We start from the raw sequence: 22,062 nt of genomic DNA on the forward strand, positions 1-22,062 counted from the left end.
TTTGACCCTGCCGCATTCGACGTGGCCGAAATCAACCAGTGGCTCCACCAGACTGAGTCTTGAATTTCAATACGGGTACTGGGCGGACGCTTACCATCTTGCGGTGTTCGGCATCAAAAGTCTTTTGCTGCTCGGGCGTCAGGGCCGCGTAAAAAGCCTTGGCAGCATCGCCGCGCTTGTCCATCTGGGCACTCATTTCGGCCATACGCTCGGTGCGCATCGCCTTCATCTTGTCAATGCGCTCGGGCGTGGTCAGCTTGTCGAGTTCGGCGCGCTGGGCGGCCATCGGACGGTCGCCACCCATCATGTGGGCCGGCGGCTGCATCGATGCGGTAAAGGTCGTCCACGCGCCTTCCTGGGCCGGTGTGATCTTGAGCCTGGCTTTCAGTTCTGCCTGGTGCCTGGCCATGCGGGCCTGCATTTTGGCGGGGTCGTGGCGGCCCATCTTGTGTTCGCCGTGCGCGGAGGCCGACGTGACGGGTTTCAGCGCTGCCGGGGCCGCGTCGGTGCCTTGCGCCATGGCTGCGCCAGTGGTGGCCAGCAGGCCGGCAAGGATCAGGCCGTTGAGGGATTTGAGTGCGAATTTCATGGAAGTGTCCTTTAGATAAAAGGTCTGGCACCAGGAATTGGCGACAGCTTGGAGGCAAGTGTGGTGCGCGCGTGTATCGCCGCCATTGCGCAGCGGTGATGGTTTGTAAAGTTGCATGCAAGTCGCTTGCGCTATGCTTTTGGTTTCACGATGCAACAGGAGTCAGGTGGGCCATGAGTTTTTTATCAGAGCTTAAAAGCCGTGCCAATGCGCTTCAGGGTTTGCAGCTTGATGCGCAGCATGACTTCGTGGCCAATACCCAGGCTTGCGAGCTGGCCTGCCGCATGGCGCAGTCGTATTTGCAGGACGTGTGCACGCAGCTCAATGTCATCCAGCCGCCTGCGCCGGGTGCCTACAGCCTGGACGGAAAAGTGCCGTTTCCTGCCCTGGTGCAGCGCAATTTCCGCTGCGATGCGCGCCGCAAGATGCTGCGCAATGCCGGCGTGTGCGACTACATTGGCGTCGGCTGGGATTTGTTGCCCGACACAGGCAAGGTCACGACCCACACGGTCACCGTCAACTTTCCGCCCGACCTGGAACGCGTCACCAACCGCCTGTCTGTTGGCCAGATACAGCATGAACGCAAAGACTTGCGCCACCCCGACAGCAACAAGCTGCTGGCCTATGTGTTCGACTACCAGACCGAGTCGCGCGCCTTCATCACGCTGACGCCCGACCACGACGCCGGCCGCATTGCTTTTCGCGTTATCAATGTGGGCGGCTTCAGCGTCTTCAATACGGTCTATCCGGCGGTGCAGGTCACGCCGTCTCTGCTCGACGAGCTGGCCAAAAAACTGGTCGGCCAGCCCAGCCGCTTCGGCTGACGCGCGCGCCGGCTGACAGATCGGCTATTGCCAGCCGCCCGCCGCTGTGCTTACAATCGTCGCAGCTTGTCGGGGTGCCAAGGATGTTTACATCCGAGGCTGAGATCGCAAATTTGCGAGACCCGCTGAACCTGATCGGGATCATGCCCGCGTAGGAAACAAGGCACTTTGGCTCCGGTACTCCGTTTTCACCGCTACAAGCGGCGGTTTCACGGCAACATCTCCGGCTCCCCAGGCAGGCACCCACTACCTTCTGGAGACAACCATGGCCAAGACTTCTTTGACTGTTGATGCAGCGGACCTGACCAGCCGCATCACGCGCACCCCTTTTCCCGGTTCCCGCAAGATCTACATCGAAGGCTCGCGGCCCGATATTCGCGTGCCGTTTCGCGAAGTCACCTTGACCGACACGCTGGTCGCCGAAGGCAGTGAAACCCGGCGTGAAGCGAATCCGCCGCTGCGCCTGTTCGACTCGTCCGGCATCTATACCGACCCGACGGCCGCCATCGACATCACGCGCGGTTTGACTGCCCTGCGTGCCGCCTGGATCAACGAGCGCGGCGACACCGAAGCCTTGCCCGGCATCACCAGCGCCTATGGCCGCGAACGCCTGAACGACCCGGCGCTCAAAGCCCTGCGCATGAACGACGCGCCCCTGCCGCGCCGCGCCAAGGCCGGGGCCAATGTCTCGCAAATGCATTACGCCCGCCAGGGCATCATCACGCCCGAGATGGAATACATCGCCATCCGTGAAAACCTGGTGCGCGCCCAGCTGGCCGAACGCCTGGCGACCGAGCGCGTGCCCAAGACCGGCCATTCCTTCGGCGCGTCGATTCCGAAGGACATCACCGCCGAATTTGTTCGTGATGAAGTGGCGCGCGGCCGCGCCGTGATCCCGAACAACATCAACCACCCCGAAACCGAGCCGATGATCATCGGCCGCAATTTCCTGATCAAGGTGAATGCCAACATCGGTAACTCGGCCGTCACGTCGAGCATTGAGGAAGAAGTGGACAAGCTGGCCTGGTCGATCCGCTGGGGCGCGGACACCGTGATGGACTTGTCCACCGGCGAGAACATCCATGAAACCCGTGAATGGATTCTGCGCAACTCGCCGGTGCCGATCGGCACGGTGCCGATTTACCAGGCGCTGGAAAAAGTCAACGGCAAGGCCGAAGACCTGACCTGGGAAATCTTTCGCGACACGCTGATCGAGCAGGCCGAGCAGGGCGTCGATTACTTCACCATCCACGCCGGCGTGCGCCTGGCCTATGTGCCGCTGACGGCGAATCGCCTGACCGGCATCGTCTCGCGCGGCGGCTCCATCATGGCCAAGTGGTGTTTGTCGCATCACAAGGAAAGCTTTCTGTACGAGCATTTCGAGGACATTTGCGAAATCATGAAGGCCTACGACGTCTGCTTCTCGCTCGGGGATGGTTTGCGGCCTGGCTCGATTGCCGATGCGAATGACGAAGCTCAGTTCGCCGAACTGCACACGCTGGGCGAGCTGACGCAGATCGCCTGGAAACACGACGTGCAGGTAATGATCGAAGGCCCCGGCCATGTGCCGCTGCAGCTGGTGAAGGAAAACGTCGAGAAGCAGCTGGAAGCCTGTTTTGAAGCGCCGTTCTACACGCTCGGCCCTTTGATCACCGACATCTCGCCCGGCTACGACCACATTTCATCGGCCATGGGGGCGGCCAATATCGGCTGGTACGGCACGGCGATGCTGTGCTACGTGACGCCCAAGGAACACCTGGGCCTGCCGAACCGCGACGACGTGAAGCAGGGCCTGATTGCCTACAAAATCGCCGCCCACGCAGGCGACATTGCCAAGGGCTATCCGGGTGCGCAGATGTGGGACAACGCCGTGTCAAAAGCGCGCTTCGAGTTCCGCTGGGAAGACCAGTTCCGCCTGGCGATTGACCCCGACACGGCGATGGCGTACCACGACGAAACGCTGCCGAAAGAAAACGCCAAGGTGGCGCATTTCTGCTCGATGTGCGGACCGAAGTTTTGCTCAATGAAAATCTCGCAGGAAGTGCGCGAGTTTGCGCGGCTGAATCCGGAAACGACGACGCTGGCGAAGGCTTCGGGCGTGATTGCCATCAAGCAAATTGCGGTCGAAGTCGAAAGCAGCTTCGAGGAAAAGGCCGAGGAATTCCGCAAGGGCGGCAGCGAGATTTACTCCTGACGCTGAACCGCTCCGCTTTATTCCCTCTCCCTCCGGGAGAGGGCTAGGGTGAGGGCTCCCCGCTCCTTAGAGAATAGTTGGATTTACTATCAAAAAAATAGCTGCTTGCGCCCGTCCCTATTGCGAAAGCGTTACTTTTTATTGAAATTCAGTGACTTTCATCGGCAGATTTTCTTGTCCATCTTCGTGCGCATCGCTGGCCCTCACCCCAGCCCTCTCCCGGAGGGAGAGGGAGGAAGAAGGAAGCGCTGCGCATTCACACCTTTCACCATGACAACACTTCACATCGGCATCGCCGGCGCCGGCCTGGCTGGCCGCACGCTGGCCTGGCGACTGCTGCGCGCGGGTTGCCGCGTCACTTTGTTTGATTCGCGCCAGCGCGATGCGCTCGACACCGCCAGCATGACGGCGGCGGCGATGCTGTCGCCGCTGGCTGAATTGGCTGTGTCGGATGACGCCGTGTTTGCGTTGGGCCAGCGCTCGATGGTGCTCTGGCCGCGCTGGATTGACGAGCTGGCCGAAGGCGGCGGCGAGCCGGTTTACTTTCGCCAGAAAGGCACGCTGGTGGTGGCCCATGCGCCGGACCAGTCATCGCTGGCGCATTTCACCCGGCTGCTGCAGCACAAGCTGCCCGAGTCCTGCCGCGCGCAGGTCCACACGCTCGATGCGGCAGCGCTGGCGCAGCAGGAGCCGGCACTGGCCGGGCGCTTTGGTGGCGGCCTGTTCCTCGACAGCGAAGGCCAGTTGGCCAATGACCAGTGGATGGCTGCGCTGGCTGATGAAATCGATCGGCTTGGCGGGCAGTGGCATGAAAGCCAGACGGTGGAAAGGGTGGAAGAAGGCCGCATCGTTTGCGCCGATGCAACGCACGCCGTTGATGTGGCGGTCGATGCGCGCGGCGTCGGCAGCAAGCCGCAGTGGTCTGCCGTGCGCGGCGTGCGCGGCGAGGTGCTGCGCGTCGAATGCCCCGGCGTCACCTTGCAGCGCCCGGTGCGGCTGATGCACCCGCGCTACGCGCTGTACGTCGCGCCCCGGCCGGATCACCAGTTCGTCGTTGGCGCCACCGAGCTGGAGTCGGAAGACACTGGCCCGGTCACGCTGCGCTCGACGCTGGAACTGGGCAGCGCGCTGTACAGCCTGCACCCCGCCTTTGGCGAGGCACGGGTGCTGCGATTGTCGGCGGCGTTGCGCCCGGCGCTGGACGACCACCGGCCCGCGGTGGCGCTGCGGGGCGGCGTGTGGCACATCAACGGCCTGTACCGGCATGGCTATTTGTGCGCGCCGGCCGTGGTCGATGCACTGGCCCATAAACTCTTGGGCACTGAAAGTATGGAGGCACCATGAGCACTTTTGAAATTTCCCTGAACGGCGAACGCATCGCTACCGAAGCCGCGACGCTGCAAAGTCTGCTGCTGGAACGCGGCTACGAGCTGAAAAACGCCTTTGCCTGTGCGATCAACAACGGCTTTGTGCCGCGCCCGCAGTGGCCCGAGCGCACGCTGCAGGGTGGCGACAAAATCGATGTGGTGACACCGATTACCGGAGGCTGAACATGAGCAATCCTATGAACAGTTCTATCGCCCACGGCAGCCCGTGGACGGTCGCTGGCACCACTTTGAACAGCCGGTTTTTTCTCGGTACCTCGCATTACCCGTCGCCGCAGGTGCTGGGCGATGCGGTGCGCGCCAGCGGCACCGAAGTGCTCACGGTCGGCTTGCGCCGGTTGCAGCCTGAAACCGGCGGCGGCACGAGTTTTTGGCAGCGTATCCAGGCGCTCGGTTGCCACATCCTGCCCAACACGGCGGGTTGCCACTCTGCCTCCGAAGCCATCACGCTGGCGCAGATGGCGCGCGAGATTTTCGGCACGACCTGGATCAAGCTCGAAGTCATCGGCGACGATTACACACTGCAGCCCGACACCGTGGCCACGCTGGAAGCCGCCACGACGCTGGCGAAAGACGGCTTCGCCGTGTTCGCCTACACCACCGACGACCTGGTGATGGCGCAGCGCCTGCACGCGGCGGGCTGCGCGGCGGTGATGCCGTGGGCCGCGCCGATTGGCACCGGACGCGGGCCGCTCAACCCCTACGCGCTGGAAACCATGCGCCGGCGTTTGCCCGATGCGGTGCTGATCGTCGATGCCGGTCTGGGCCGCCCGTCCCACGCCGCGCAGGTGATGGAACTGGGCTTTGACGCCGTGCTGCTGAACACCGCCGTCGCGCAGGCGGGCGACCCGGTGCGCATGGCGCGGGCGTTTGCCGATGGCGTGGCGGCAGGTCGGGCGGCGTATGAGTCCACGCCCATGCCGGAGCGAGCCGCAGCGCAGGCTTCGACCTCGACCGTCGGCGTGCCGTTCTGGCATGCGGGCTGAGACAGACCGGCTTTACGGCTTTTTTCTTTCTCTTGCGCTTCCGGCAGAGGAAGAAAGAACCCACTGCGCAAGCTGCCTCGCCTGACGTGGCCGATGGACTCGCCATAAAACAACTCCAAAGAATCACCGCCATGACTGCTGCCTCCGCCAAGCCTTTCCCTTCCCTGACCGGCCCTCTCGGGTTCTACCCCGTGGTGCATGACGCCGCCTGGGTAAAACGCCTGCTCGACTGGGGCGTGCGCACGGTGCAATTGCGCTTCAAGGCCACCGGCCATACCGCTGCCGAGATCGAGCGTGAAGTTTTCGCTGCCGTCGACGCCGGCAAGCAAGTGCCGGGCGCGCAGGTGTTCATCAACGACCACTGGCAACTCGCGCTGGCCGCCGGTGCTTACGGCGTCCATCTGGGCCAGGAAGACCTGGACACTGCCGACCTCGACGCGCTGCGCCGCGCCGGCCTGCGGCTGGGCCTGAGCACGCACACGCCGGCCGAACTGGCGCGCGCCAAGGCGGTGCAGCCGTCGTATCTGGCGATTGGTCCGATCTACCCGACGACGCTGAAAGTCATGCCGTATGCGCCGGTCGGCCTGGTGCAATTGAAGCAATGGGCGGCGCTGGCTGCGCCGTACCCGGTGGTGGCGATTGGCGGCATTTCGCTGGAGCGTTTGCCCGGCGTTCTGGCCTGCCTGAACGGTGGCAGCGATGGCGCGGCGGTGGTCAGCGCGGTGACGCTGGCGGCTGACCCGCAGCAGGCCGCGCTGCAGGGGCTGGCCATGGCGCGCAGTGTGCAAGCATTGAGTTAAGCCGGCGCAGTGGTCTGCCAGCGCCAGCGCAGCAGGCCCAGCGCCAGCATCAGGTGCAGCGCCGCAAAAGCCAGCGACAGCACGCCGCCCATCATCAAAGGCTGCACCAGGCCCAGCAACAGCGTGCTGTCAAAGCTGCGCAGCAGCCAGGGCAGCAGGCCGTACAGCACCAGAATCAACACCAGAAAGCTGCGCAGGGGCCGCCGCCCGGTGGGTGAAAAAGCCAGAAACAGCGCCAGCGCGCAGTCCCGTGCCATCAGCATCACCCACGCAACCGACAAGAACCCGACAGGGCTGCCCAAGACCCGGAGCGGCGGCCCTGATTCGGGCGGCATCGAAACCACCGCCAGCAGGGCAAACGGCAACGCCAATGCCAGCGTGGTGGGCCAGCGCGGCAACTGCTGCAGACCAGCGCGCCACTGGCTGCTGCCCAGGCGCGTGGCCACCCGCTGCCACATCGGGCGCAGCTGCGGTTCTGTCAGCAGCGCCGCATAGGTAAAAACCGAGCTGACCATCAGGCCGGTGACGCTGAACACCGCCAGCCGGTGGTCGGGCGAGAAGCCGGCCAGATACGCCGTAATCACGCAAGCCAGGGCCGGCCAGCCCCAGGGCCACTGCCGCACTGCCAGCACTTCGGCCATCGAGCGCCAGGCCGCCACCAGTGCACAGCCGGCAAACAGCGCCAGCGATGCCACCATAAAGTTCAGCCGTCCGAACGTCTGGCCCCACCACGTGGCTTGTTCGTTGTTGAAGGCGCTGATGAGCGGCACGACGCCCCACAGCAGCACCAGCACCAGCGCCGCTACGCCGCCGCCGCGTGTGATGCGCCCGCCGGCTTTGGCCAGTTGCAGGTTCACCGCAATCAGCAGCGCCTGCAGCAGAACGCCGCCCAGCACCCCCGCCACGACGAACCACAGCACCGTGTTGCCACGTCCCTGCAGCAGGGCGCCGGGCACGGCCACCAGCAGGCAAATCAGCCCGCCATACCAGCCGTAAGACGTTGCACCGGCCAGCTTGCCCCAGGTCATGGCCCAGGGCTGCAGCGCGCTCATGCGTTGCTGGTCCCAGGTGTGCTCGGTGATCTCGTCAATCACGCTGGCACCGGCTGCCAGCGTGCCCATGCCCCACACCAGCAATCCGAACAACGCCGCGCCGGTCAAGGCCAGCGTTTGGGGAAGATCATTGGGCTGGCTCAGGCTGGCAGCGGCAAAGCAGGCCAGCACCAGCATGGGCAGCACGATCAGGCGCGTGGCAGAAAACTGCAGCCACAGCTGGCGGCGAAATTCGGGGTTCATGGGGTCACCTGGCGGGTTGTGGCGGCATGGCGCTCGGCTTGCAGCGAGCGGAGATAAGACTGCTGAAGGTTTTCCGTCATCGGCGCTATCACGGTCAGCCCGTAGCCTGCCGCTGCGCAGGCACCGACCAGCGCGGCCTGCGCGGCTGCATTGCCGCTGAAGCCGATTTCAATGGCGTGGGCCTCGGCCCGCTTGACGTGTACGCCCGGCTGCATTTGCAGCCAGGAGGCTGCCGCCTGGGCGGGCTCGGCAAATTCCAGCCGCAGCAGGCGTTCAGTGGGGCCGTCGCTGGCACCATTGGCCGGTTGGTTGAGCGCCCGGTGTTCCAGCACGCGGCCATTGTTCAGCGCCAGCATGTGGGTCGAATATTCGTCCAGCTCGGCCAGGATGTGGCTGGACACCAGCAGGCTCATGCCCTGGGCCTGCAGCGCCTTGAAGACTTGCGCCAGCGCGCTGCGCGCCTCCGGGTCAAGTCCGCTGGCGGGCTCGTCCAGCAGCAGCACGCGGGGCGCATGGATGATGGCTTGCCCGATGGCCAGGCGCTGGCGCTGGCCGCGCGACAGCGTACTGGCCAGCTTGCCGAGCTTGTCCTGCAGGCCCATGCGTTGCGCCGTGGCTTGCACCGCCTGGGCCACATCAGCCGTGGCCAGCCCCTGCGAACGCGCCGCATATTCCAGCCCCTGCGCCACCGTCAATTCGCTGTACAGACCAAAGTTGTCCGACAGGTAGCCCATCAGGCGATGCACTTCGCGCGGCGACTCGTACACGTCAAGACCGGCCACCCGCACCGTGCCCGACTGCGGAATATTGAGCGCCGCAATGCAGCGCAGCAAGGTGGTTTTTCCGGCCCCGTTGGGGCCGACCAGTGCGGTCACGGTGCCGGGTGCAATGGACAAATTCACGCGGTCCAGCGCCCGGAAACCGGGGTAGTCAAAAGTGAGGTCAACGACCTCAATGATGGATGTGTTCAAACAATCTCCTTGGTGGCATGAACGCGGCGCAGCAGGCAGTGGAAAAAATGGGTTTGGCAGGCGGCGGGCGATGGCTGGTTATATCGCGCAAGCTTGAGCCGGGCTCAGTCCGGCCACGATATTTTGACGGTTTGCGCCAGCGGTGCAGGCCAGTCCAGACGCGCCAGCGCCGCAAGCTGGCGCGTCAGCAGCCGGCGCGGCAGGGGCCGGATGCCTTGCAGCACCCACTGCGTGCGCTGCAGGTTGATCTGGCCGGTTTCGCGCCAGCGTGCGGCTTCGGCACCGGGGTTGTGCAGCATGGCGGCCAGCCAGGCGGCTTGCAGCGGGCTGAGCGCAGCGGCGTGGCGGCCTGCATAGTGCCGGGCAGCGGCTTCAGCGCCGCAAACGCCTGGCCCCCACGGGGCAAGCGCCAGGTAGAGCTGCAGGATGCGCGGCTTGCCCAGGGTTTGCTCCATTTCCACCGCATACAGCAGCTCGCGCAACTTGCGCAGCGGACTGCGGGCGTCACCGGTGACGAGCAGCTTGGCCAGCTGCTGGGTCAGCGTGCTGGCACCGCGTCCGGCATGCGCCACTGGCTCGGGGCCAGAGGTCAGCGCTGCGGCAAGTTCGGCCAGATCGTAGCCGGGGTGGGTGTCAAAACGCTGGTCTTCGGCGGCAATGACGGCGCGGGCCAGCCAGCTTTGGCGGCCCAGAGGCGGCGTGCTGGCGCTGCAGCCGGAGCGGGCATTGGCAAAGGCTTCGGTGCCCAGCCCACGCACCTGAAAGCCTTCGGCCTGCGGCCTGCGGCGTGATGCTGAAATGGCCGCCGGGCAATTCAAGTGCCGCTTTCAGCGCAAACCGGCCTGCGATGCGGGCTTGCGCCAGCTCGGGAAGGGCGCTGGCAAACAAAGCATAGGCGTCGGCAATCGGCGTCATGGGCAACTCAAGCTGCAAATGCAGGCGGTTCGGCTGCAGCGTGCCCTGCCACTGCGCCTGCAGCCGCCCGGAAGTAATTTTGCCGCTGAGCTGGTCGCCCTGGCGGTGCAGCGTGACCTGCGGGTCGTCGAGCGCCAGCGCTTCGCTGCCCCAGCCCGGCACGCGCACGCTGCACGGCGCGCAGCGCACCACCAGCGTCTGGTTATTGGCCAGCCAGCGCAGTTGCAGCGGCCCGGCGTAACCGAATTTAATCAAAGGTTGCAGCCACGGCGCAGCCCGCACCAGCCAGGGTGCCAGCCGGGAATCAGACGCAAGCCGTACCAGCGCCGGAACGCTGACGGGCCGCGCCAGCGGGCCAACCTGCAGCCGCGCAGACCATTCACCGGGTCGTGGCGCGAGCAGACTGCAGGCTGCGGCGCAGAGCGCGCCCACGCTGACTGCCGCCACCAGCAGCAAGCTGCCCAGTGCCTTGGCCAGCCAGGCAGCGCGCCGGTTCACAGCGGCGTCGCCACGGTCAGGGCCTGCCACGGCCCTTTCGACTGGCCCAGTGCGGCAGCCCAGTACCAGGCCGAAGTGTCGGTAAAGCCTTGGCCGCCGGCGTCCACAATGCGCTCGCAGACCCGCAAGCGTGCGCCTGCGCTGCTAGTGGCTTCAAAACAGCGCCACAGCAGCCCTTGCTTGTCGCGTTCGAGTTGCTGGGCCGTAATGCGGTAGCCCAGGCCCTGGTAACAGTCCACCGCCGGGTGCAGCATGCGCGTGGGCTGGTCCACGCTGCGCCATACCAGTACCTGACGGCCATCGGTCAGCCGTGCCAGCGTGCCGGGAAACTGCCGGGCAAAGCGCGTTTCCAGTGCCGTCAAGGCCAGCGGACGGAGCGGGCGGCCCTGCCACTGCACCGGAAATTCGGGCGACAGGCGTTGTGCCGGCAGTGCAGCAGCCGGTTGCTGAAAAGCACTGACCACGCTCCACAGCAGGCACAGCGGCAGCAGTACGACCCACAGGGTTTTATGCAAGGTCTGATTGGCAAAACTGTTTTTAAACATGGCGGTCTTTCTCCGGGCGGCTCATCACCCCCGCAATGGCGCTGCACACCGCCGCCAACACGGCCAGGCCGATGCCTTCGTGCACGGCTTCGGGCAGCAGCGCGCCCGAGGCCTGCGCGGCCACCAGAATGCTGTTGCGCACAATGTTGCCGCCCAGCACCAGCACGCTGACAGCGGGCAGGCGCGTCAGGAAAGCGCGGTTGCCCCGGCCCAGATACAGCGTGGCCGCGCAGGCGCTGAAGTAACCCAGCCAGGCCATTTGCACGCCCGAGCACGGCGCATCCACTATCACCAGCTGGCCGTTGATTTGCAAACTGGCCCCCAGCCGCTCGACCGTATAGCCTGCTGCGCGCAGCAACCAGCTGCTGACTTCGGCAGTCACCACCCGCAGCGGAAAACCGGCGTAAAACTGCAGCGACGCCAGCAGCGGCAGCGCCAGCACCGGCAACCCCAGCAGCGGCGCGCTGGCGACTGCAGCCGGCAAAAACGCGGCCAGTGCGGCGGCCAGCGCCAGCAACCCGAGCAAAGCCACCAGCAGCGCCGGCAGCACGCCCTGCGCCGCCGTGCAAACTACCGCGCCCGCCAGTGCCAGCGCAAACCAGCCCAGCCGTGGCGCAGTGCGCAGCTGGCGCCGGTGACGGGCTGCCAGCGCGCCGAGCGCCGCCAGCGCCAGCAGGCCCAGCGGGTCGTCCGAGCGGTCCAGCGCACGCTGGCCCATCCAGCGCCAGACCGGCCACAGCGCGGCCGCCAGCAGCGCCAGCCAGAGCCCGGCGGGCAGCGCGTCCAGTGTCTGGCTCCAGCGACTCCCGCCGGGCGCGCTGGCCACCGGGCGCGGGGGGTGTGCAGGGTTTGCGCGGCGCATGGGGCAGGTTTGCGGCATGGCTTCAGGCGGTAAAGCGGGCTGCATGGGGGCGCTGACGGCGGGCCTGCCGCCGCGCACGGCGCGCCAGCAAGGCCAGCACCGACAGCACCATGAACACCGCGCCCCAGGTGGCCGGCTCGGGTGTGGCGGGCACCTGGGCACCGGCGGTGATCTCGCCAATGGCCAGGTTGCTCACGCCCTGCGGCAGCGGCGAAGGCTGGTTCACGCCGGCAGCGCCCTGCGGCTGGGCGTTGCGCACCACTTCGTCCACCGCCAGAAAGCTGGTGTATTGCGTCAGCAAGTTGTAGTTCAGCCCGAGTTCGGTGATGCGCTGGCGGTACACATCGCCGCCTTCCAGCGCTTCCTGGTCTGACAGGCTGGCAATGCGGTGGCGCGCCCACAGGTAGCGCAGCGCCGCCGTGTTCTGGCCTGTGTTGATGGCAACCGGCACCGCGTTGCGGTAAGGGCCCGAGGCGCTCTGGCCTTCAATCACCACCACCACCGTGCGCGACACATCGGTCGCCTTGGGTTCGGCATAAATGCGCTGCAAGGCCGGAATCAGCTCGGTGCTGCCGCCGCCGCCCATCTCGTCAATAGTGCGCGTGGCTTGCGCAATATTGGCCTGCGTGGCGGGCACCGATTTGGCGTTGAGCATGCGGTTGCTGCCCGAAAACAGCAGCACATTGAAGCTGTCGCTGGGGCGCAATTTGCCCAGTAATTCGCGCATTAATTCTTTGGCCGTGTCCAGAGGAAAGCCGTGCATGGAGCCGGAAATATCGACCACAAACAGGTATTCGCGCGGGCTGATGGCTTGTGCGGCAATGTGTTTTGGCGGCTCGATCATGGCCAGAAAAAAGTTCTCGCCACCGCTTGCCGTGTTGCCGCTGCCCGGCGTGCCCTGATAGAGCATCACGCCCGACTCAATCCGGTCACCGGCCAGCCGGTAATCCAGGATGAAGTCGCGGTTGTTGCCGCTGCTGCTGCCGGGCCGCAGCGACACCGCAGCGTGCTCTTTGTCATTCATTTTTACGTCAATCGCGTGGGTGCCGGAATGCACTTCTTTGAGGCCAATCGGCGTGGCCAGCGCCACTTTGATGTCAAACGCCGTGGCCGAGGCTTCGCCCGCGCCCAGGCAAGGCTGGCTGACCCAGCCGGCGCGGGCCTGGCTTGATTGCGCGCTGTTGTAGCGCGGCCCGACCACAGTGGGAAAAACAAACTGGTAATTGCCCGACTGCGGCACCAGCAACTCGGTGTAGCGCAGCTCGACCTGGATGTCGTCGCCGGGCAGGATGTTGGCGACATTCATCTCGAACACATTGGGCAACTGCTGCTCCAGCAAGGCGGCGGTCTTGCCTTCTTTTTTGGCGTTTTCGTAGGCAATGCGGGCCTGCTGCTTTTCGCGGATATTGGCCGTAATCAGCCGGTCTGCCAGCCGCACGTTCATGCCGTAAACGGCAGCGCGGGTCGAGCCCGGAAACACGTAGCGCGCTTCAATGGCGCGCTGGCCTTCGTTCTTGTAGCGCTGGGTCACGGTGACATCGGCAATCACGCCCGAGACGCGCACCTCCACCTGCGTTGACTTGAGCGGCAACTGGTCTACGCCGGGCTCGCTGCTTTTGACGAAAAAATACGGGCTTTCGGTCTTGAGCCGGGGCGCGTCCAGGTCTTGCGCCTGCGCCGGATGCAGCGCCAGCGTGATGAAGCAAAGGGCGGACAGCGTGGCGGTGGTGCTCCAGAGCCAGCGCGCGCTGACGGCTGGGCGGAAAAGGGTGGACTCCATGATGGCGGTTCTTTCTGGGCAGACATGCAAGAGTGCATGGCCCCAAGCATCGCCAGCGCCAGAGAAGCCGGTTTGAAGCTTTCGGGAAGCTTGTGTGAAGTCGGTGTGAAGGCTGGGTTGTACGGGGGGTAGCGTGGCAGTGCCGCAGAATCGGGCTTTGGGTTATCTAGGCAGGCAGGAATCAGTCGTTCGACTCACATGACGGAAAAATCACTGCGTTAGCGCATGACGACACCCAAAAATCAATTAAAAGTGCCGCTTGCGCACAGCCTGCCTGCTTTATCAGCTACTATTTTTATAGTAAAAAGCCTGCGCGCTGCGGCTTTTCCAAGGTGCGCGGGTGATGCCCATTTTTTTCTTGGCGTGTCATCGCAGTGAATCAGCTTTGCCACCCTTGACCTTCCACCCCCGCCGCTGGAGAACCCATGAAGCGCTTTGTTCCGTATGTTGTTTTTGCCATGGCCTACGCCGGGCTGGTTTTTCTGGTCGGCTGGGTGCTGAACCTCTTGATAGGCGGTGACACCGTGGTGCTCGGGGTGTGGGGCGCGCCCTTCTTTGCGACGCCATTGGCCCTGCTGCTGGCCGCCCGTTTGGGCGCGCTGAGCAGCGCCGGCGTGGCGCTGACTTCCTTGATTCTGGTGTTGTGTTTCGCAATCCCCGCGACCGTCATGCTGACAAGAATGGCAGCGGACATTGCTGCCAACCCGCTGCTGCCCTACATCTCGCAGGGCATGGTCTGGTTCATTGCGCTGGGCAAATGGATTGTCTGGATCACCGCGCTGGAGTTCATGGTGCTTCCTTGGGTCTGCTCACTTTTGTTGCAGTGGCACTATTCGCGCCAGGCACGCGCAGCGGTCTGACCATGACCTGCCGGTATCTGAAAAATGGATGCCTCTAGCAGCCTTACAACCCCGCGCGCGGCAGTGAAAAAACCGCCAGCGCACCGCCCTCTGGCGCATTGCTCAAGCTGATGCGGCCCTGGTGCAGCGACGCAATTTCCTTGACGAAGGCCAGGCCCAGTCCGGTGCTTTTCTTGTGCGAATGCGGCCGGGCCAGCGAGTAGAACTTTTCAAACACTTTTTCTTGCGCATAGTCCGGAATGCCGGGGCCGCTGTCTTGCACCTGCACGCGCACGGTGCGGGCGGTGCGCTGCAGCGACATGCGCACGCAGCCGCCTTCGGGCGAAAAATCGATGGCGTTGTCGAGCAGGTTGCTCAGGGCGCGGCGCAGCAAAAATGCATCGCCTTCCACCACCGCACCCTGGCCGTCCTGCACATCGACTTCGACGCGAATGCTGCGCGACCCGGCGGCGCTGCGGGCGGCGCTGGCCAGCTCTTCAAGCAGCGGCTTGAGCGCCACCGGTTCGACCCGCGCCAGCGAGCGCAGGGTTTCCAGCGCGGTCAGCTCCATCATGCGGTCAACCATTTCCTGGATGCGTCCGGCCTCGCGGGTGATGTTGGACAAAAAGCGCTCGCGTTCGGCTTGCGGCATGTCAGGCTCTTGCAGCAATTCAGCCGCGCCGCGAATGGCCGACAGCGGGCTTTTGACCTCGTGCGTCAGCGTCTGCACGTAATCGGCCACGTAGTTGCGCCCACCCAACGTGTCGCGCATGTCTTTGTACGCCGCGCCAATCACGCCCAGCGCACGCCGCCCGAGCCGGGGCAGGCTGCGCCAGCCGTGGGCGCGCACGTAGCGCACGTAGTCGGCGGTCAGGCCAAAAGGCCGCACCAGCCAGACCGAAACAATCACCGCCAGCATCAGCAGCCCGAACGCCCAGACCAGGCCGGCATACAGCGTTTTTTTGCGCGCTGCCGAGACAAACTGGCCAAAACTGGTCACGGGTTTGCCGATGGTGGCAACGCCGATGATCTGGCCGTCCGCGTAAATCGGCGCGGCCACGTACATGACCGAGCTGGCGGGGTCGCTTTCTACATCGCGGGTCGAGCGCGCGCCGTACTGGCCTTGCAGCGTCAGACGCACGTCGCGCCACTGCGAAAAGTCGCTGCCTGCGGATTTGCCCAGCGTGTCAAACAGCACCTTGCCGTCGCGGTCGGTGACGTAGGCGCGCATCTCAAAACGGGTTTTGCTGACGGAGTAAATCTGCGCATGAAACTGGCGCGCATACAGCGTCTTGAACAGCGGCACCAGCCGGCGCGTGTCGATCACGCCGTCCTGCACGTCCTGCGCCACCAGGCCGGCCAGTAGTTGCGAGGTTTCCACCAGAGATTCTTCAGCCGACTCGCGGTAGCGCGGGTCAATGTCGGCCACCACGCGGTACAGCATGAAGCCAATGCCCATCGCATAAATCAGCAAGATGCCGATGAAGATGCGGTTGCGCTTGCTCATGTGGTGCGCGCAGCGGCTCGCTTTGGGGCCGCGCCGGGGCGGGCGTTCAAAGCAGTCAAGGCAGTTGTGCCGGCAGGTCTTCGCTCAGCGCATAGCCCGAACCGCGCGAGGTGCGGATCGGCTCGGCGTGCGGTGCAACGGCCTTGAGTTTGGCGCGCAGGGTTTTGATGTGGGCATCGACGGTGCGGTCGATGCTGCCGCTGCCGTCTTGCCAGACCTGGTCAAGCAATTCGTCGCGGCTGAACACGCGTCCGGGCCGGCACAGCAGCAGCCGCAAGATGCCGTATTCATAGCGCGAGAGTTCGAGCACGCGGCCATAAAAACGGATATGGCGGCGCTCTTCGTCCAGCGCAAAAGGCGTAGCGGGCAGCGCGGTTGGCGGAGCAGGCGACGCAGTGGGAGGGCTTTGCAAATCAGCAGGCGGGCGCTCGCTGCGGCGCAGGATGGCGCGCACGCGGGCGACCAGTTCGCGGGGTGAAAACGGCTTGGCGATGTAGTCGTCTGCGCCCAGCTCCAGCCCGACCACGCGGTCAATCTCGTCGCTGCGCGCGGTCAAAAACAGCATCGGCACGCCGGCACCGCCGGGCAGCGCCTGCAGGCGCTTGAACAGCTCAAAACCATTCAGGTCGGGCAGGCCAATGTCCAAAATAACCAGTGCCGGCAGCTCGGCAGAAAACGCCTGCAGCGCCTGCTGGGCCGTGCTGCACCAGACCGGCGTAAACCCGTCGGTGGCCAGCACGTACTGCAGCGTGTCGGCAATGCCGGACTCGTCTTCAACTACCAGGATGCGCGGTTTGTGCAGAAGAAGGGACACGGATGGTTTCTGGTGAAAAATTAAGTAAAAAAGCTGCCTTGCGCAATGGCGGCGTGCGCTGCCAGCTATTTATTCGATAGCGCCGGATAGTCGGTGTAGCCTTCTGCGCCGCCGCCGTAGAAGGTGGCTTTGTCGGGCTCGTTGAGCGGCGCATCCAGGCGCAGCCGCTTGACCAGATCCGGGTTGGCGATGAACGGCTTGCCAAAGGCGACCAGGTCAGCGCCGTCCTCCAGCGCCTGCTCGGCGCTGGCTTTGTCGTAGCCGTTGTTGACCATCCAGGCCCCCTTGCCGCCCGCCGTGCGGTAGGCGGCCTTCAGCGCTGCGTAGTCGAACGGGCGCTCGGGCAGCTCGCGCGGGCCGCCGGTGGCACCGACGATGAGGTGGACATAGGCCAAATTCAGCTTGGCGAGCTGCTTGACGACGTACTCGAACAGCGGCTGCGGGTCGCTGTCGAAGGCGTCGTTGGCGGGCGTCACGGGCGACAGCCGGATACCGGTGCGGCCGCCGCCAATCGCGTCCACGATGGCGCGCGTCACTTCCAGCATCAGGCGGGCGCGGTTCTTGATGGCGCCGCCGTAGTCGTCGGTGCGCTGGTTGGAGCCGTCCTTCAAAAACTGGTCAAGCAAATAGCCGTTGGCACCATGAATTTCCACGCCGTCAAAACCGGCGGTGTCTACTGCATTCAGCGCTGCCGCCCGGTAGGTGTGCACGATTTCGGGCAGCTCGCCAGCGTCAAGCGCGCGCGGCTCGGACGTAGCCACGAAGGTCGGCACGCCGTCCCGCATCAGCACCGTCTTGGTCTTGGCGGTGATGGCTGAAGGCGCGACCGGCTGGCCACCTTCGGGTTGCAAATCGCAATGCGAAACGCGGCCCACGTGCCAGAGTTGCACCACGATTTTTCCGCCCTCGTCATGCGCGGCTGCGGTCACGCGCTTCCAGCCGTCGAGCTGCTCGGTGCCGTACAGGCCGGGCACGTCGGCATAGCCCTGCGCCTGGGCGCTGATGGCGGTGGCTTCGGTAATCAACAGACCCGCCGTGGCACGCTGGGCATAGTATTCGGCCATCAGCGGCGTGGGAATGGCATCGGGCGCGCGGTTGCGCGTCAGCGGGGCCATCACGATGCGGTTGGCCAGCAGCAGGTCGCCGATCTGCACGGAATCGAATAAAGAGGACATTGAAATCTCCTGAATCAGGGGGTAAAAAATCTGCGTTGCAAGGGGCTGGCGCGGTGACGCAAAGCCGCCCGCTGCGCGCGTCGGGTTGTCCGGCACGGTCTGAAGCCGACTTGGACCGCCTTGCCCGACATGGTAGCGGCACAGTCTGGCAGATATCATGAATAGCGACTTTTTCGCAGGCCGATGCGGGCTGGCGCTGTCTGGAAAAAAGCCTTTATGCGCAATGGTGTCGGCTTCGTGCAGCTATTAAATACAGAGCAAAACAAGGGCATGAAGGCATCTTGTCCTACAGGGTGCTACGAGCGGTGCTTATTTGACAAATCGCGCCAGTTTCTTACCATGCAACCACGCCGCATGAATTGTGCGCTGGCATGGACGGCGGCCAACGCGCTTATCGCCAGCACACTGACCCTTGCAGGGAGACAAAATGATTAAATATGCAATTATTTTTGCCGTGATTTCACTGATTGCGGGTGCCTTGGGCTTTACCGGCGTGGCGGCGGGGTCGGCTGGAATTGCCAAAATATTGTTCGGGCTGTTCCTGATTTTGGCGGTGATTTTTATCGTGCTGGCGGCCCTCGGTGTAGGTGCGGCCAAGAAAATAATGAAATAAATGAAAACCCCTGATTCGGCATCGCCATCCAGGGCCGTGACGCGCATCAAGCAGCGCTTGCTGGGCGGCTTGCCACCGGCACCGCAGCCACGCAAAGCAGGTTTGCCCGCCCTGGCGCAGGAACGGCGTCCCGGATTTCCGGCCCGCATTGCAGAGTTTTTACTGGTGTTCCGGATACGGGCGCGGCGCTCTGCAGGCTCGCCCGGCATACTGGCGCATGCTGTGAACGTGGTGCTGGTAACCTGCAAACACTGGTTCAATGCGTCTGATTCTTCGCAACACGCCGCCCGCCGGCGCGAATAAACGGCTGACTCCGGCCCGGCTTTTCAAAGGGCTCGCGTCGCGCTTTTTTCACTGCGATTTCCTTCAATTCAAAACGGTTTTCTTTTATGCACACTTCCCTTGTTGATTGTCAGCTGGAGTACGAGGTCAACAGCCCGTCACATTTTCTTTTCAACATCGAAGCGGCCTTTCACGCCGGGCAAGAGGTTCAGGAAGAGCGTCTGACCATCACGCCCAGCACGAAGGTGCGCAATTTTCATGACGAGCGCAGCGGCAACCGTTTTTTCCGGCTGGACGCGCCCAAGGGCGTGTTGACCGTTAACTACCACGCCCGCGTGCAGCTCAATGCCGTGCACGTTCCCTTGCACCTGGACGAAACGCCCGTCACTGCCGTGCCCGACGAGGTGCTGCATTACCTGATGCCCAGCCGTTACTGCGAATCCGATTCCTTGAGCCGGGTAGCGCAGCAGCTGTTTGGCAAGTTGCCGCCCGGCCTGCAGCGCGTCAAGGCAATTGAAGACTGGATTTACGAGTCGATTGAATACGCCCCCGGCTTCACCAAGTCAACCACCACGGCGCAGGATGTGTTTGTGCAGCGCGTCGGCGTTTGCCGCGACTTTGCGCACCTGGGCATTACGCTGTGCCGCGCGCTGAATATTCCGGCGCGGCTGGTGGTGGGGTATGTGCATTTTGAGGAACCGCCGCAGGATTTTCATGCGCTGTTTGAAGCCTGGCTGGAGGGCCGCTGGGTTCTGTTTGACGGCACCCGCTCGGCACCCATCGACCGGCTGGTGCGTATCGGCAGCGGCCGCGACGCGAAAGATGTGGCGTTCGCCACCATTTTTGGCAACATATCCTTGCGGCGCATGGCCATCACCGTGGACGAGGGCGATGTGCCGGCTGAAAGCCCGGCCACCGACGCAGCGCCGACAACGCAGGCCACCGAGGTTTGACATTGGCGCAGGCACCCGGTTGAATGCCTGCCATTTTGCTATAAATAAAATAGCTGCTAACGCACGTACTGATTGCGCCAGTGGCTGTTTTGGTTCATAAACCTGGCTTTTGATACCAGCTGGCCGGGGCATAACTGCTGGCCAGCGGTTTTTGCGCACTCGCGGGCCTGGCGCAACGCTTGCGCTGCCTGCGTACCACTCGCAGGGATATTGCGGGCTGGCTTGGCTGCATCCCGCTGGCGCTGCGCCGCATCCACACGATTCCCTTTTCCTTTCCACATGGATTCGGCGGCCCCGGCTTTGCGGCCCGGGCGTCCGGGGTTCGCGCTGCATCGCAAAGTGAACTAAGGGTTTTCACTAATGTCTGCGTATGGCGGCCCGGATGTCCGGCCTGCGGCCATTACGGAGTCTCAGCCTGGCGCTCGACCACCCGGCAAAAAAAGTCTTTATAAATCAAGAACTTGCATTCGTTTTTCGGGCGTCTTTACGCTGGCATCGGGCTTGCTATATCTATCGCAGTCCGAAACCAGTCGGGCAACAGGGCACAAGACCCAAAAAGGAGACATGCATGACCCCAAAAAACCTGAACCCCAGCCCGCTGGAAAACACCCCTTTGCCCAACCTGGCGATGAACCCGGCTACCGCGCGCCTGCCCCGCCGGGCGTTGGCGGCCCGCTTTACCCCTCACTTCATCGCCTGAACAGGAGACATCCATGGAAAAAAATTCCACCCACAAGCCGTTTTACCGCTCGCTTTATTTCCAGGTCATCACGGCCATCGTGATTGGCGTGCTGCTCGGGCACTTTTACCCCGAGACCGGCACGGCCATGAAGCCGCTGGGCGACGGCTTCATCAAGCTGATCAAGATGATCATTGCGCCCATCATTTTCTGTACGGTGGTGGTCGGCATTGCCGGCATGGAAGACATGAAAAAGGTCGGCAAGACCGGCGGCCTGGCGCTGCTTTACTTTGAAGTCGTCAGCAGCCTGGCGCTGATCATCGGGCTGGTCATCATCAACCTGGTGCATCCGGGCACCGGCATGAACATCGACGCCAGCACGCTTGATGTCAAGAGCATTGCCGCCTACACCGGCCCCGGCAAGATGACGAGCACCACTGACTTTTTGCTCAACATCATTCCGAGCACGGTGGTGGATGCGTTTGCCAAAGGCGAAATCTTGCAGGTGCTGCTGATTGCGGTGATGTTTGGCTTTGCGCTGCACAAGTTTGGCGGACGCGGCACGCTGGTGTTTGACTTCATCGAGAAGTTCTCGCATGTGCTGTTCTCCATCGTCGGCTACATCATGAAAGTGGCGCCTATCGGTGCGTTTGGCGCGATGGCGTTCACCATCGGCAAGTACGGTGTGGCGTCGCTGGTGTCGCTGGGCGCGCTGATGGCGACCTTCTACATGACCTGCCTGTTTTTCATCTTTGTGGTGCTGGGCAGCATTGCGCGTTTTCATGGCTTTTCGATCTGGAAGTTCATCAAGTACATCAAGGAAGAGCTGCTGATCGTGCTGGGCACGTCGTCCAGCGAAGCGGCACTGCCGCGCATGATGGTCAAGATGGAAAACCTGGGCGCCAAGAAATCGGTGGTCGGTCTGGTGATTCCTACCGGCTATTCGTTCAACCTGGACGGCACGTCGATTTACCTGACGATGGCGGCGATTTTCATTGCCCAGGCGACCAACACGCCGATGACGCTCATGCAGCAAATCACGCTGCTGCTGGTGCTGCTGCTGACCTCAAAAGGCGCAGCGGGCGTGACCGGCAGCGGCTTTATCGTGCTGGCGGCCACGCTGTCGGCGGTTGGCGCGGTGCCGGTGGCCGGTCTGGCCTTGATTTTGGGCATTGATCGTTTCATGTCCGAAGCGCGCGCACTGACCAACCTGATCGGCAACGGCGTCGCCACGCTGGTGGTGGCGAAGTGGACGGGCGACCTGGACGTAGAGCGCATGCACCGGCACCTGAACCAGGAAACCGATGCCGAAGCGGACGAGCCCGAAGCCGTGCTCGACGCCAAAGTGACGCACATGCCTGTCGGCACGGCGCTCTGAGACAAGCTTGATTCCGGGCGCGCCGCACAGGCTGGCGCGCCCGCTCAACACGGCGCGCTGCAGCCTGCCCTGCGCTTGGCGCTGACCGTCATTCCTTTCTGATTCCTGTTCCCACTCCCCCGCTTTTTATCCCTGTTCGCCCTGTCCAAATCCTCGTCCGAGGTGTGGACAGGTTTCT

General features: G+C 63.6%; 24 protein-coding genes and 1 riboswitch. Of the genes, 13 read left to right on the forward strand and 11 right to left on the reverse strand.

What is annotated here, in order from left to right; translation table 11 throughout:
* Nucleotides 1–31: 31 nt before the first annotated feature.
* Nucleotides 32–589 (reverse strand): Spy/CpxP family protein refolding chaperone, encoded by a 558-nt coding sequence (locus RCH06_RS15785; RefSeq protein ID WP_327082418.1) that lies wholly within the window; start codon nucleotides 587–589, stop codon nucleotides 32–34.
* Nucleotides 590–762: 173 nt separating this feature from the next.
* Between RCH06_RS15785 and RCH06_RS15790 the strand changes: the two genes are divergently transcribed.
* The 6 genes from RCH06_RS15790 (at nucleotide 763) to thiE (ending at nucleotide 6,778) form a co-directional block, all read left to right on the forward strand.
* Nucleotides 763–1,413, forward strand: a complete 651-nt coding sequence (locus RCH06_RS15790; RefSeq protein ID WP_327082419.1) for a hypothetical protein — start codon at nucleotides 763–765, stop codon at nucleotides 1,411–1,413.
* Between the two features lie 60 nt (nucleotides 1,414–1,473).
* Nucleotides 1,474–1,588: riboswitch (TPP riboswitch) on the forward strand.
* A 90-nt stretch (nucleotides 1,589–1,678) separates the two neighbouring features.
* On the forward strand, nucleotides 1,679–3,607 hold the full coding sequence (gene thiC / locus RCH06_RS15795; protein ID WP_327082420.1) for a phosphomethylpyrimidine synthase ThiC: 1,929 nt from the start codon (nucleotides 1,679–1,681) through the stop codon (nucleotides 3,605–3,607).
* A gap of 270 nt (nucleotides 3,608–3,877) precedes the next feature.
* Nucleotides 3,878–4,951: a glycine oxidase ThiO gene (thiO, locus tag RCH06_RS15800; RefSeq protein ID WP_327082421.1), complete on the forward strand. Its 1,074-nt coding sequence runs from the start codon at nucleotides 3,878–3,880 to the stop codon at nucleotides 4,949–4,951.
* A complete protein-coding gene (thiS, locus tag RCH06_RS15805; RefSeq protein WP_327082422.1) occupies nucleotides 4,948–5,157 on the forward strand; it encodes a sulfur carrier protein ThiS in 210 nt (69 codons plus the stop codon). Before thiO ends, thiS begins: the two co-directional genes overlap by 4 nt.
* A 14-nt stretch (nucleotides 5,158–5,171) precedes the next feature.
* Nucleotides 5,172–5,978: a thiazole synthase gene (locus tag RCH06_RS15810; protein WP_327082448.1), complete on the forward strand. Its 807-nt coding sequence runs from the start codon at nucleotides 5,172–5,174 to the stop codon at nucleotides 5,976–5,978.
* A 131-nt stretch (nucleotides 5,979–6,109) separates the two neighbouring features.
* Nucleotides 6,110–6,778, forward strand: a complete 669-nt coding sequence (gene thiE / locus RCH06_RS15815; protein WP_327082423.1) for a thiamine phosphate synthase — start codon at nucleotides 6,110–6,112, stop codon at nucleotides 6,776–6,778.
* On the opposite strand, the gene RCH06_RS15820 is transcribed toward thiE, so the two are convergent.
* The 7 genes from RCH06_RS15820 to RCH06_RS15850 form a co-directional block, all read right to left on the reverse strand.
* Nucleotides 6,775–8,073: a hypothetical protein gene (locus RCH06_RS15820; protein WP_327082424.1), complete on the reverse strand. Its 1,299-nt coding sequence runs from the start codon at nucleotides 8,071–8,073 to the stop codon at nucleotides 6,775–6,777. The two genes, thiE and RCH06_RS15820, sit on opposite strands and share 4 nt — an antisense overlap.
* Nucleotides 8,070–9,044, reverse strand: a complete 975-nt coding sequence (locus RCH06_RS15825; RefSeq protein WP_327082425.1) for an ABC transporter ATP-binding protein — start codon at nucleotides 9,042–9,044, stop codon at nucleotides 8,070–8,072. The genes RCH06_RS15820 and RCH06_RS15825 overlap by 4 nt, the downstream gene beginning before the upstream one ends.
* Nucleotides 9,045–9,148: 104 nt before the next feature.
* Nucleotides 9,149–9,793 (reverse strand): biosynthetic peptidoglycan transglycosylase, encoded by a 645-nt coding sequence (locus RCH06_RS15830; protein ID WP_327082449.1) that lies wholly within the window; start codon nucleotides 9,791–9,793, stop codon nucleotides 9,149–9,151.
* Nucleotides 9,678–10,487 carry a hypothetical protein gene (locus RCH06_RS15835; protein WP_327082426.1) on the reverse strand — a complete coding sequence of 270 codons (810 nt, stop codon included), beginning with the start codon at nucleotides 10,485–10,487 and terminating at the stop codon, nucleotides 9,678–9,680. Before RCH06_RS15835 ends, RCH06_RS15830 begins: the two co-directional genes overlap by 116 nt.
* On the reverse strand, nucleotides 10,454–11,002 hold the full coding sequence (locus RCH06_RS15840) for a hypothetical protein (RefSeq protein ID WP_327082427.1): 549 nt from the start codon (nucleotides 11,000–11,002) through the stop codon (nucleotides 10,454–10,456). Before RCH06_RS15840 ends, RCH06_RS15835 begins: the two co-directional genes overlap by 34 nt.
* A complete protein-coding gene (xrtQ, locus tag RCH06_RS15845; RefSeq protein ID WP_327082428.1) occupies nucleotides 10,995–11,909 on the reverse strand; it encodes an exosortase Q in 915 nt (304 codons plus the stop codon). Before xrtQ ends, RCH06_RS15840 begins: the two co-directional genes overlap by 8 nt.
* Nucleotides 11,887–13,644: a VIT and vWA domain-containing protein gene (locus RCH06_RS15850; protein WP_327082429.1), complete on the reverse strand. Its 1,758-nt coding sequence runs from the start codon at nucleotides 13,642–13,644 to the stop codon at nucleotides 11,887–11,889. Before RCH06_RS15850 ends, xrtQ begins: the two co-directional genes overlap by 23 nt.
* 225 nt (nucleotides 13,645–13,869) lie before the next feature.
* Here RCH06_RS15850 and RCH06_RS15855 point away from each other — a divergent pair, with 225 nt between their 5' ends.
* Nucleotides 13,870–14,022, forward strand: coding sequence for a hypothetical protein (locus RCH06_RS15855; protein ID WP_327082430.1), 153 nt, complete (start codon nucleotides 13,870–13,872; stop codon nucleotides 14,020–14,022).
* A gap of 47 nt (nucleotides 14,023–14,069) precedes the next feature.
* A complete protein-coding gene (locus tag RCH06_RS15860; protein WP_327082431.1) occupies nucleotides 14,070–14,504 on the forward strand; it encodes a hypothetical protein in 435 nt (144 codons plus the stop codon).
* 43 nt (nucleotides 14,505–14,547) lie between these two features.
* On the opposite strand, the gene creC is transcribed toward RCH06_RS15860, so the two are convergent.
* The 3 genes from creC to RCH06_RS15875 form a co-directional block, all read right to left on the reverse strand.
* Nucleotides 14,548–15,990, reverse strand: a complete 1,443-nt coding sequence (gene creC, locus RCH06_RS15865) for a two-component system sensor histidine kinase CreC (RefSeq protein WP_327082432.1) — start codon at nucleotides 15,988–15,990, stop codon at nucleotides 14,548–14,550.
* Nucleotides 15,991–16,045: 55 nt separating this feature from the next.
* Complete coding sequence (gene creB, locus RCH06_RS15870) at nucleotides 16,046–16,804, reverse strand: two-component system response regulator CreB (RefSeq protein WP_327082433.1); 759 nt, start codon at nucleotides 16,802–16,804, stop codon at nucleotides 16,046–16,048.
* Between the two features lie 65 nt (nucleotides 16,805–16,869).
* Nucleotides 16,870–17,979, reverse strand: a complete 1,110-nt coding sequence (locus tag RCH06_RS15875; RefSeq protein WP_327082434.1) for an alkene reductase — start codon at nucleotides 17,977–17,979, stop codon at nucleotides 16,870–16,872.
* Between the two features lie 427 nt (nucleotides 17,980–18,406).
* Between RCH06_RS15875 and RCH06_RS15880 the strand changes: the two genes are divergently transcribed.
* From RCH06_RS15880 to RCH06_RS15900, 5 genes are all read left to right on the forward strand, one after another.
* Nucleotides 18,407–18,592 carry a DUF1328 domain-containing protein gene (locus RCH06_RS15880; protein WP_327082435.1) on the forward strand — a complete coding sequence of 62 codons (186 nt, stop codon included), beginning with the start codon at nucleotides 18,407–18,409 and terminating at the stop codon, nucleotides 18,590–18,592.
* Nucleotides 18,593–18,895, forward strand: coding sequence for a hypothetical protein (locus RCH06_RS15885; protein WP_327082436.1), 303 nt, complete (start codon nucleotides 18,593–18,595; stop codon nucleotides 18,893–18,895).
* A gap of 86 nt (nucleotides 18,896–18,981) precedes the next feature.
* Nucleotides 18,982–19,827: a transglutaminase-like domain-containing protein gene (locus RCH06_RS15890; RefSeq protein WP_327082437.1), complete on the forward strand. Its 846-nt coding sequence runs from the start codon at nucleotides 18,982–18,984 to the stop codon at nucleotides 19,825–19,827.
* 568 nt (nucleotides 19,828–20,395) lie between these two features.
* Nucleotides 20,396–20,527, forward strand: a complete 132-nt coding sequence (locus tag RCH06_RS15895) for a hypothetical protein (protein ID WP_327082438.1) — start codon at nucleotides 20,396–20,398, stop codon at nucleotides 20,525–20,527.
* A gap of 13 nt (nucleotides 20,528–20,540) precedes the next feature.
* Nucleotides 20,541–21,884, forward strand: a complete 1,344-nt coding sequence (locus RCH06_RS15900) for a dicarboxylate/amino acid:cation symporter (protein WP_327082439.1) — start codon at nucleotides 20,541–20,543, stop codon at nucleotides 21,882–21,884.
* The last annotated feature ends 178 nt before the right edge of the window (nucleotides 21,885–22,062 follow it).

The organism is Polaromonas sp. CG_9.5, from assembly GCF_035984465.1.
GTDB lineage: Bacteria > Pseudomonadota > Gammaproteobacteria > Burkholderiales > Burkholderiaceae_C > Polaromonas.

Coding starts and splice junctions, on each gene's coding strand:
- RCH06_RS15785 (WP_327082418.1), bottom strand. CDS start 589: ATGAAATTCGCACTCAAATCCCTCAACGGCCTGATCCTTGCCGGCCTG.
- RCH06_RS15790 (WP_327082419.1), top strand. CDS start 763: ATGAGTTTTTTATCAGAGCTTAAAAGCCGTGCCAATGCGCTTCAGGGT.
- thiC (WP_327082420.1), top strand. CDS start 1,679: ATGGCCAAGACTTCTTTGACTGTTGATGCAGCGGACCTGACCAGCCGC.
- thiO (WP_327082421.1), top strand. CDS start 3,878: ATGACAACACTTCACATCGGCATCGCCGGCGCCGGCCTGGCTGGCCGC.
- thiS (WP_327082422.1), top strand. CDS start 4,948: ATGAGCACTTTTGAAATTTCCCTGAACGGCGAACGCATCGCTACCGAA.
- RCH06_RS15810 (WP_327082448.1), top strand. CDS start 5,172: ATGAACAGTTCTATCGCCCACGGCAGCCCGTGGACGGTCGCTGGCACC.
- thiE (WP_327082423.1), top strand. CDS start 6,110: ATGACTGCTGCCTCCGCCAAGCCTTTCCCTTCCCTGACCGGCCCTCTC.
- RCH06_RS15820 (WP_327082424.1), bottom strand. CDS start 8,073: ATGAACCCCGAATTTCGCCGCCAGCTGTGGCTGCAGTTTTCTGCCACG.
- RCH06_RS15840 (WP_327082427.1), bottom strand. CDS start 11,002: ATGTTTAAAAACAGTTTTGCCAATCAGACCTTGCATAAAACCCTGTGG.
- xrtQ (WP_327082428.1), bottom strand. CDS start 11,909: ATGCAGCCCGCTTTACCGCCTGAAGCCATGCCGCAAACCTGCCCCATG.
- RCH06_RS15850 (WP_327082429.1), bottom strand. CDS start 13,644: ATGGAGTCCACCCTTTTCCGCCCAGCCGTCAGCGCGCGCTGGCTCTGG.
- RCH06_RS15855 (WP_327082430.1), top strand. CDS start 13,870: ATGACGACACCCAAAAATCAATTAAAAGTGCCGCTTGCGCACAGCCTG.
- RCH06_RS15860 (WP_327082431.1), top strand. CDS start 14,070: ATGAAGCGCTTTGTTCCGTATGTTGTTTTTGCCATGGCCTACGCCGGG.
- creC (WP_327082432.1), bottom strand. CDS start 15,990: ATGAGCAAGCGCAACCGCATCTTCATCGGCATCTTGCTGATTTATGCG.
- RCH06_RS15875 (WP_327082434.1), bottom strand. CDS start 17,979: ATGTCCTCTTTATTCGATTCCGTGCAGATCGGCGACCTGCTGCTGGCC.
- RCH06_RS15880 (WP_327082435.1), top strand. CDS start 18,407: ATGATTAAATATGCAATTATTTTTGCCGTGATTTCACTGATTGCGGGT.
- RCH06_RS15885 (WP_327082436.1), top strand. CDS start 18,593: ATGAAAACCCCTGATTCGGCATCGCCATCCAGGGCCGTGACGCGCATC.
- RCH06_RS15890 (WP_327082437.1), top strand. CDS start 18,982: ATGCACACTTCCCTTGTTGATTGTCAGCTGGAGTACGAGGTCAACAGC.
- RCH06_RS15895 (WP_327082438.1), top strand. CDS start 20,396: ATGACCCCAAAAAACCTGAACCCCAGCCCGCTGGAAAACACCCCTTTG.
- RCH06_RS15900 (WP_327082439.1), top strand. CDS start 20,541: ATGGAAAAAAATTCCACCCACAAGCCGTTTTACCGCTCGCTTTATTTC.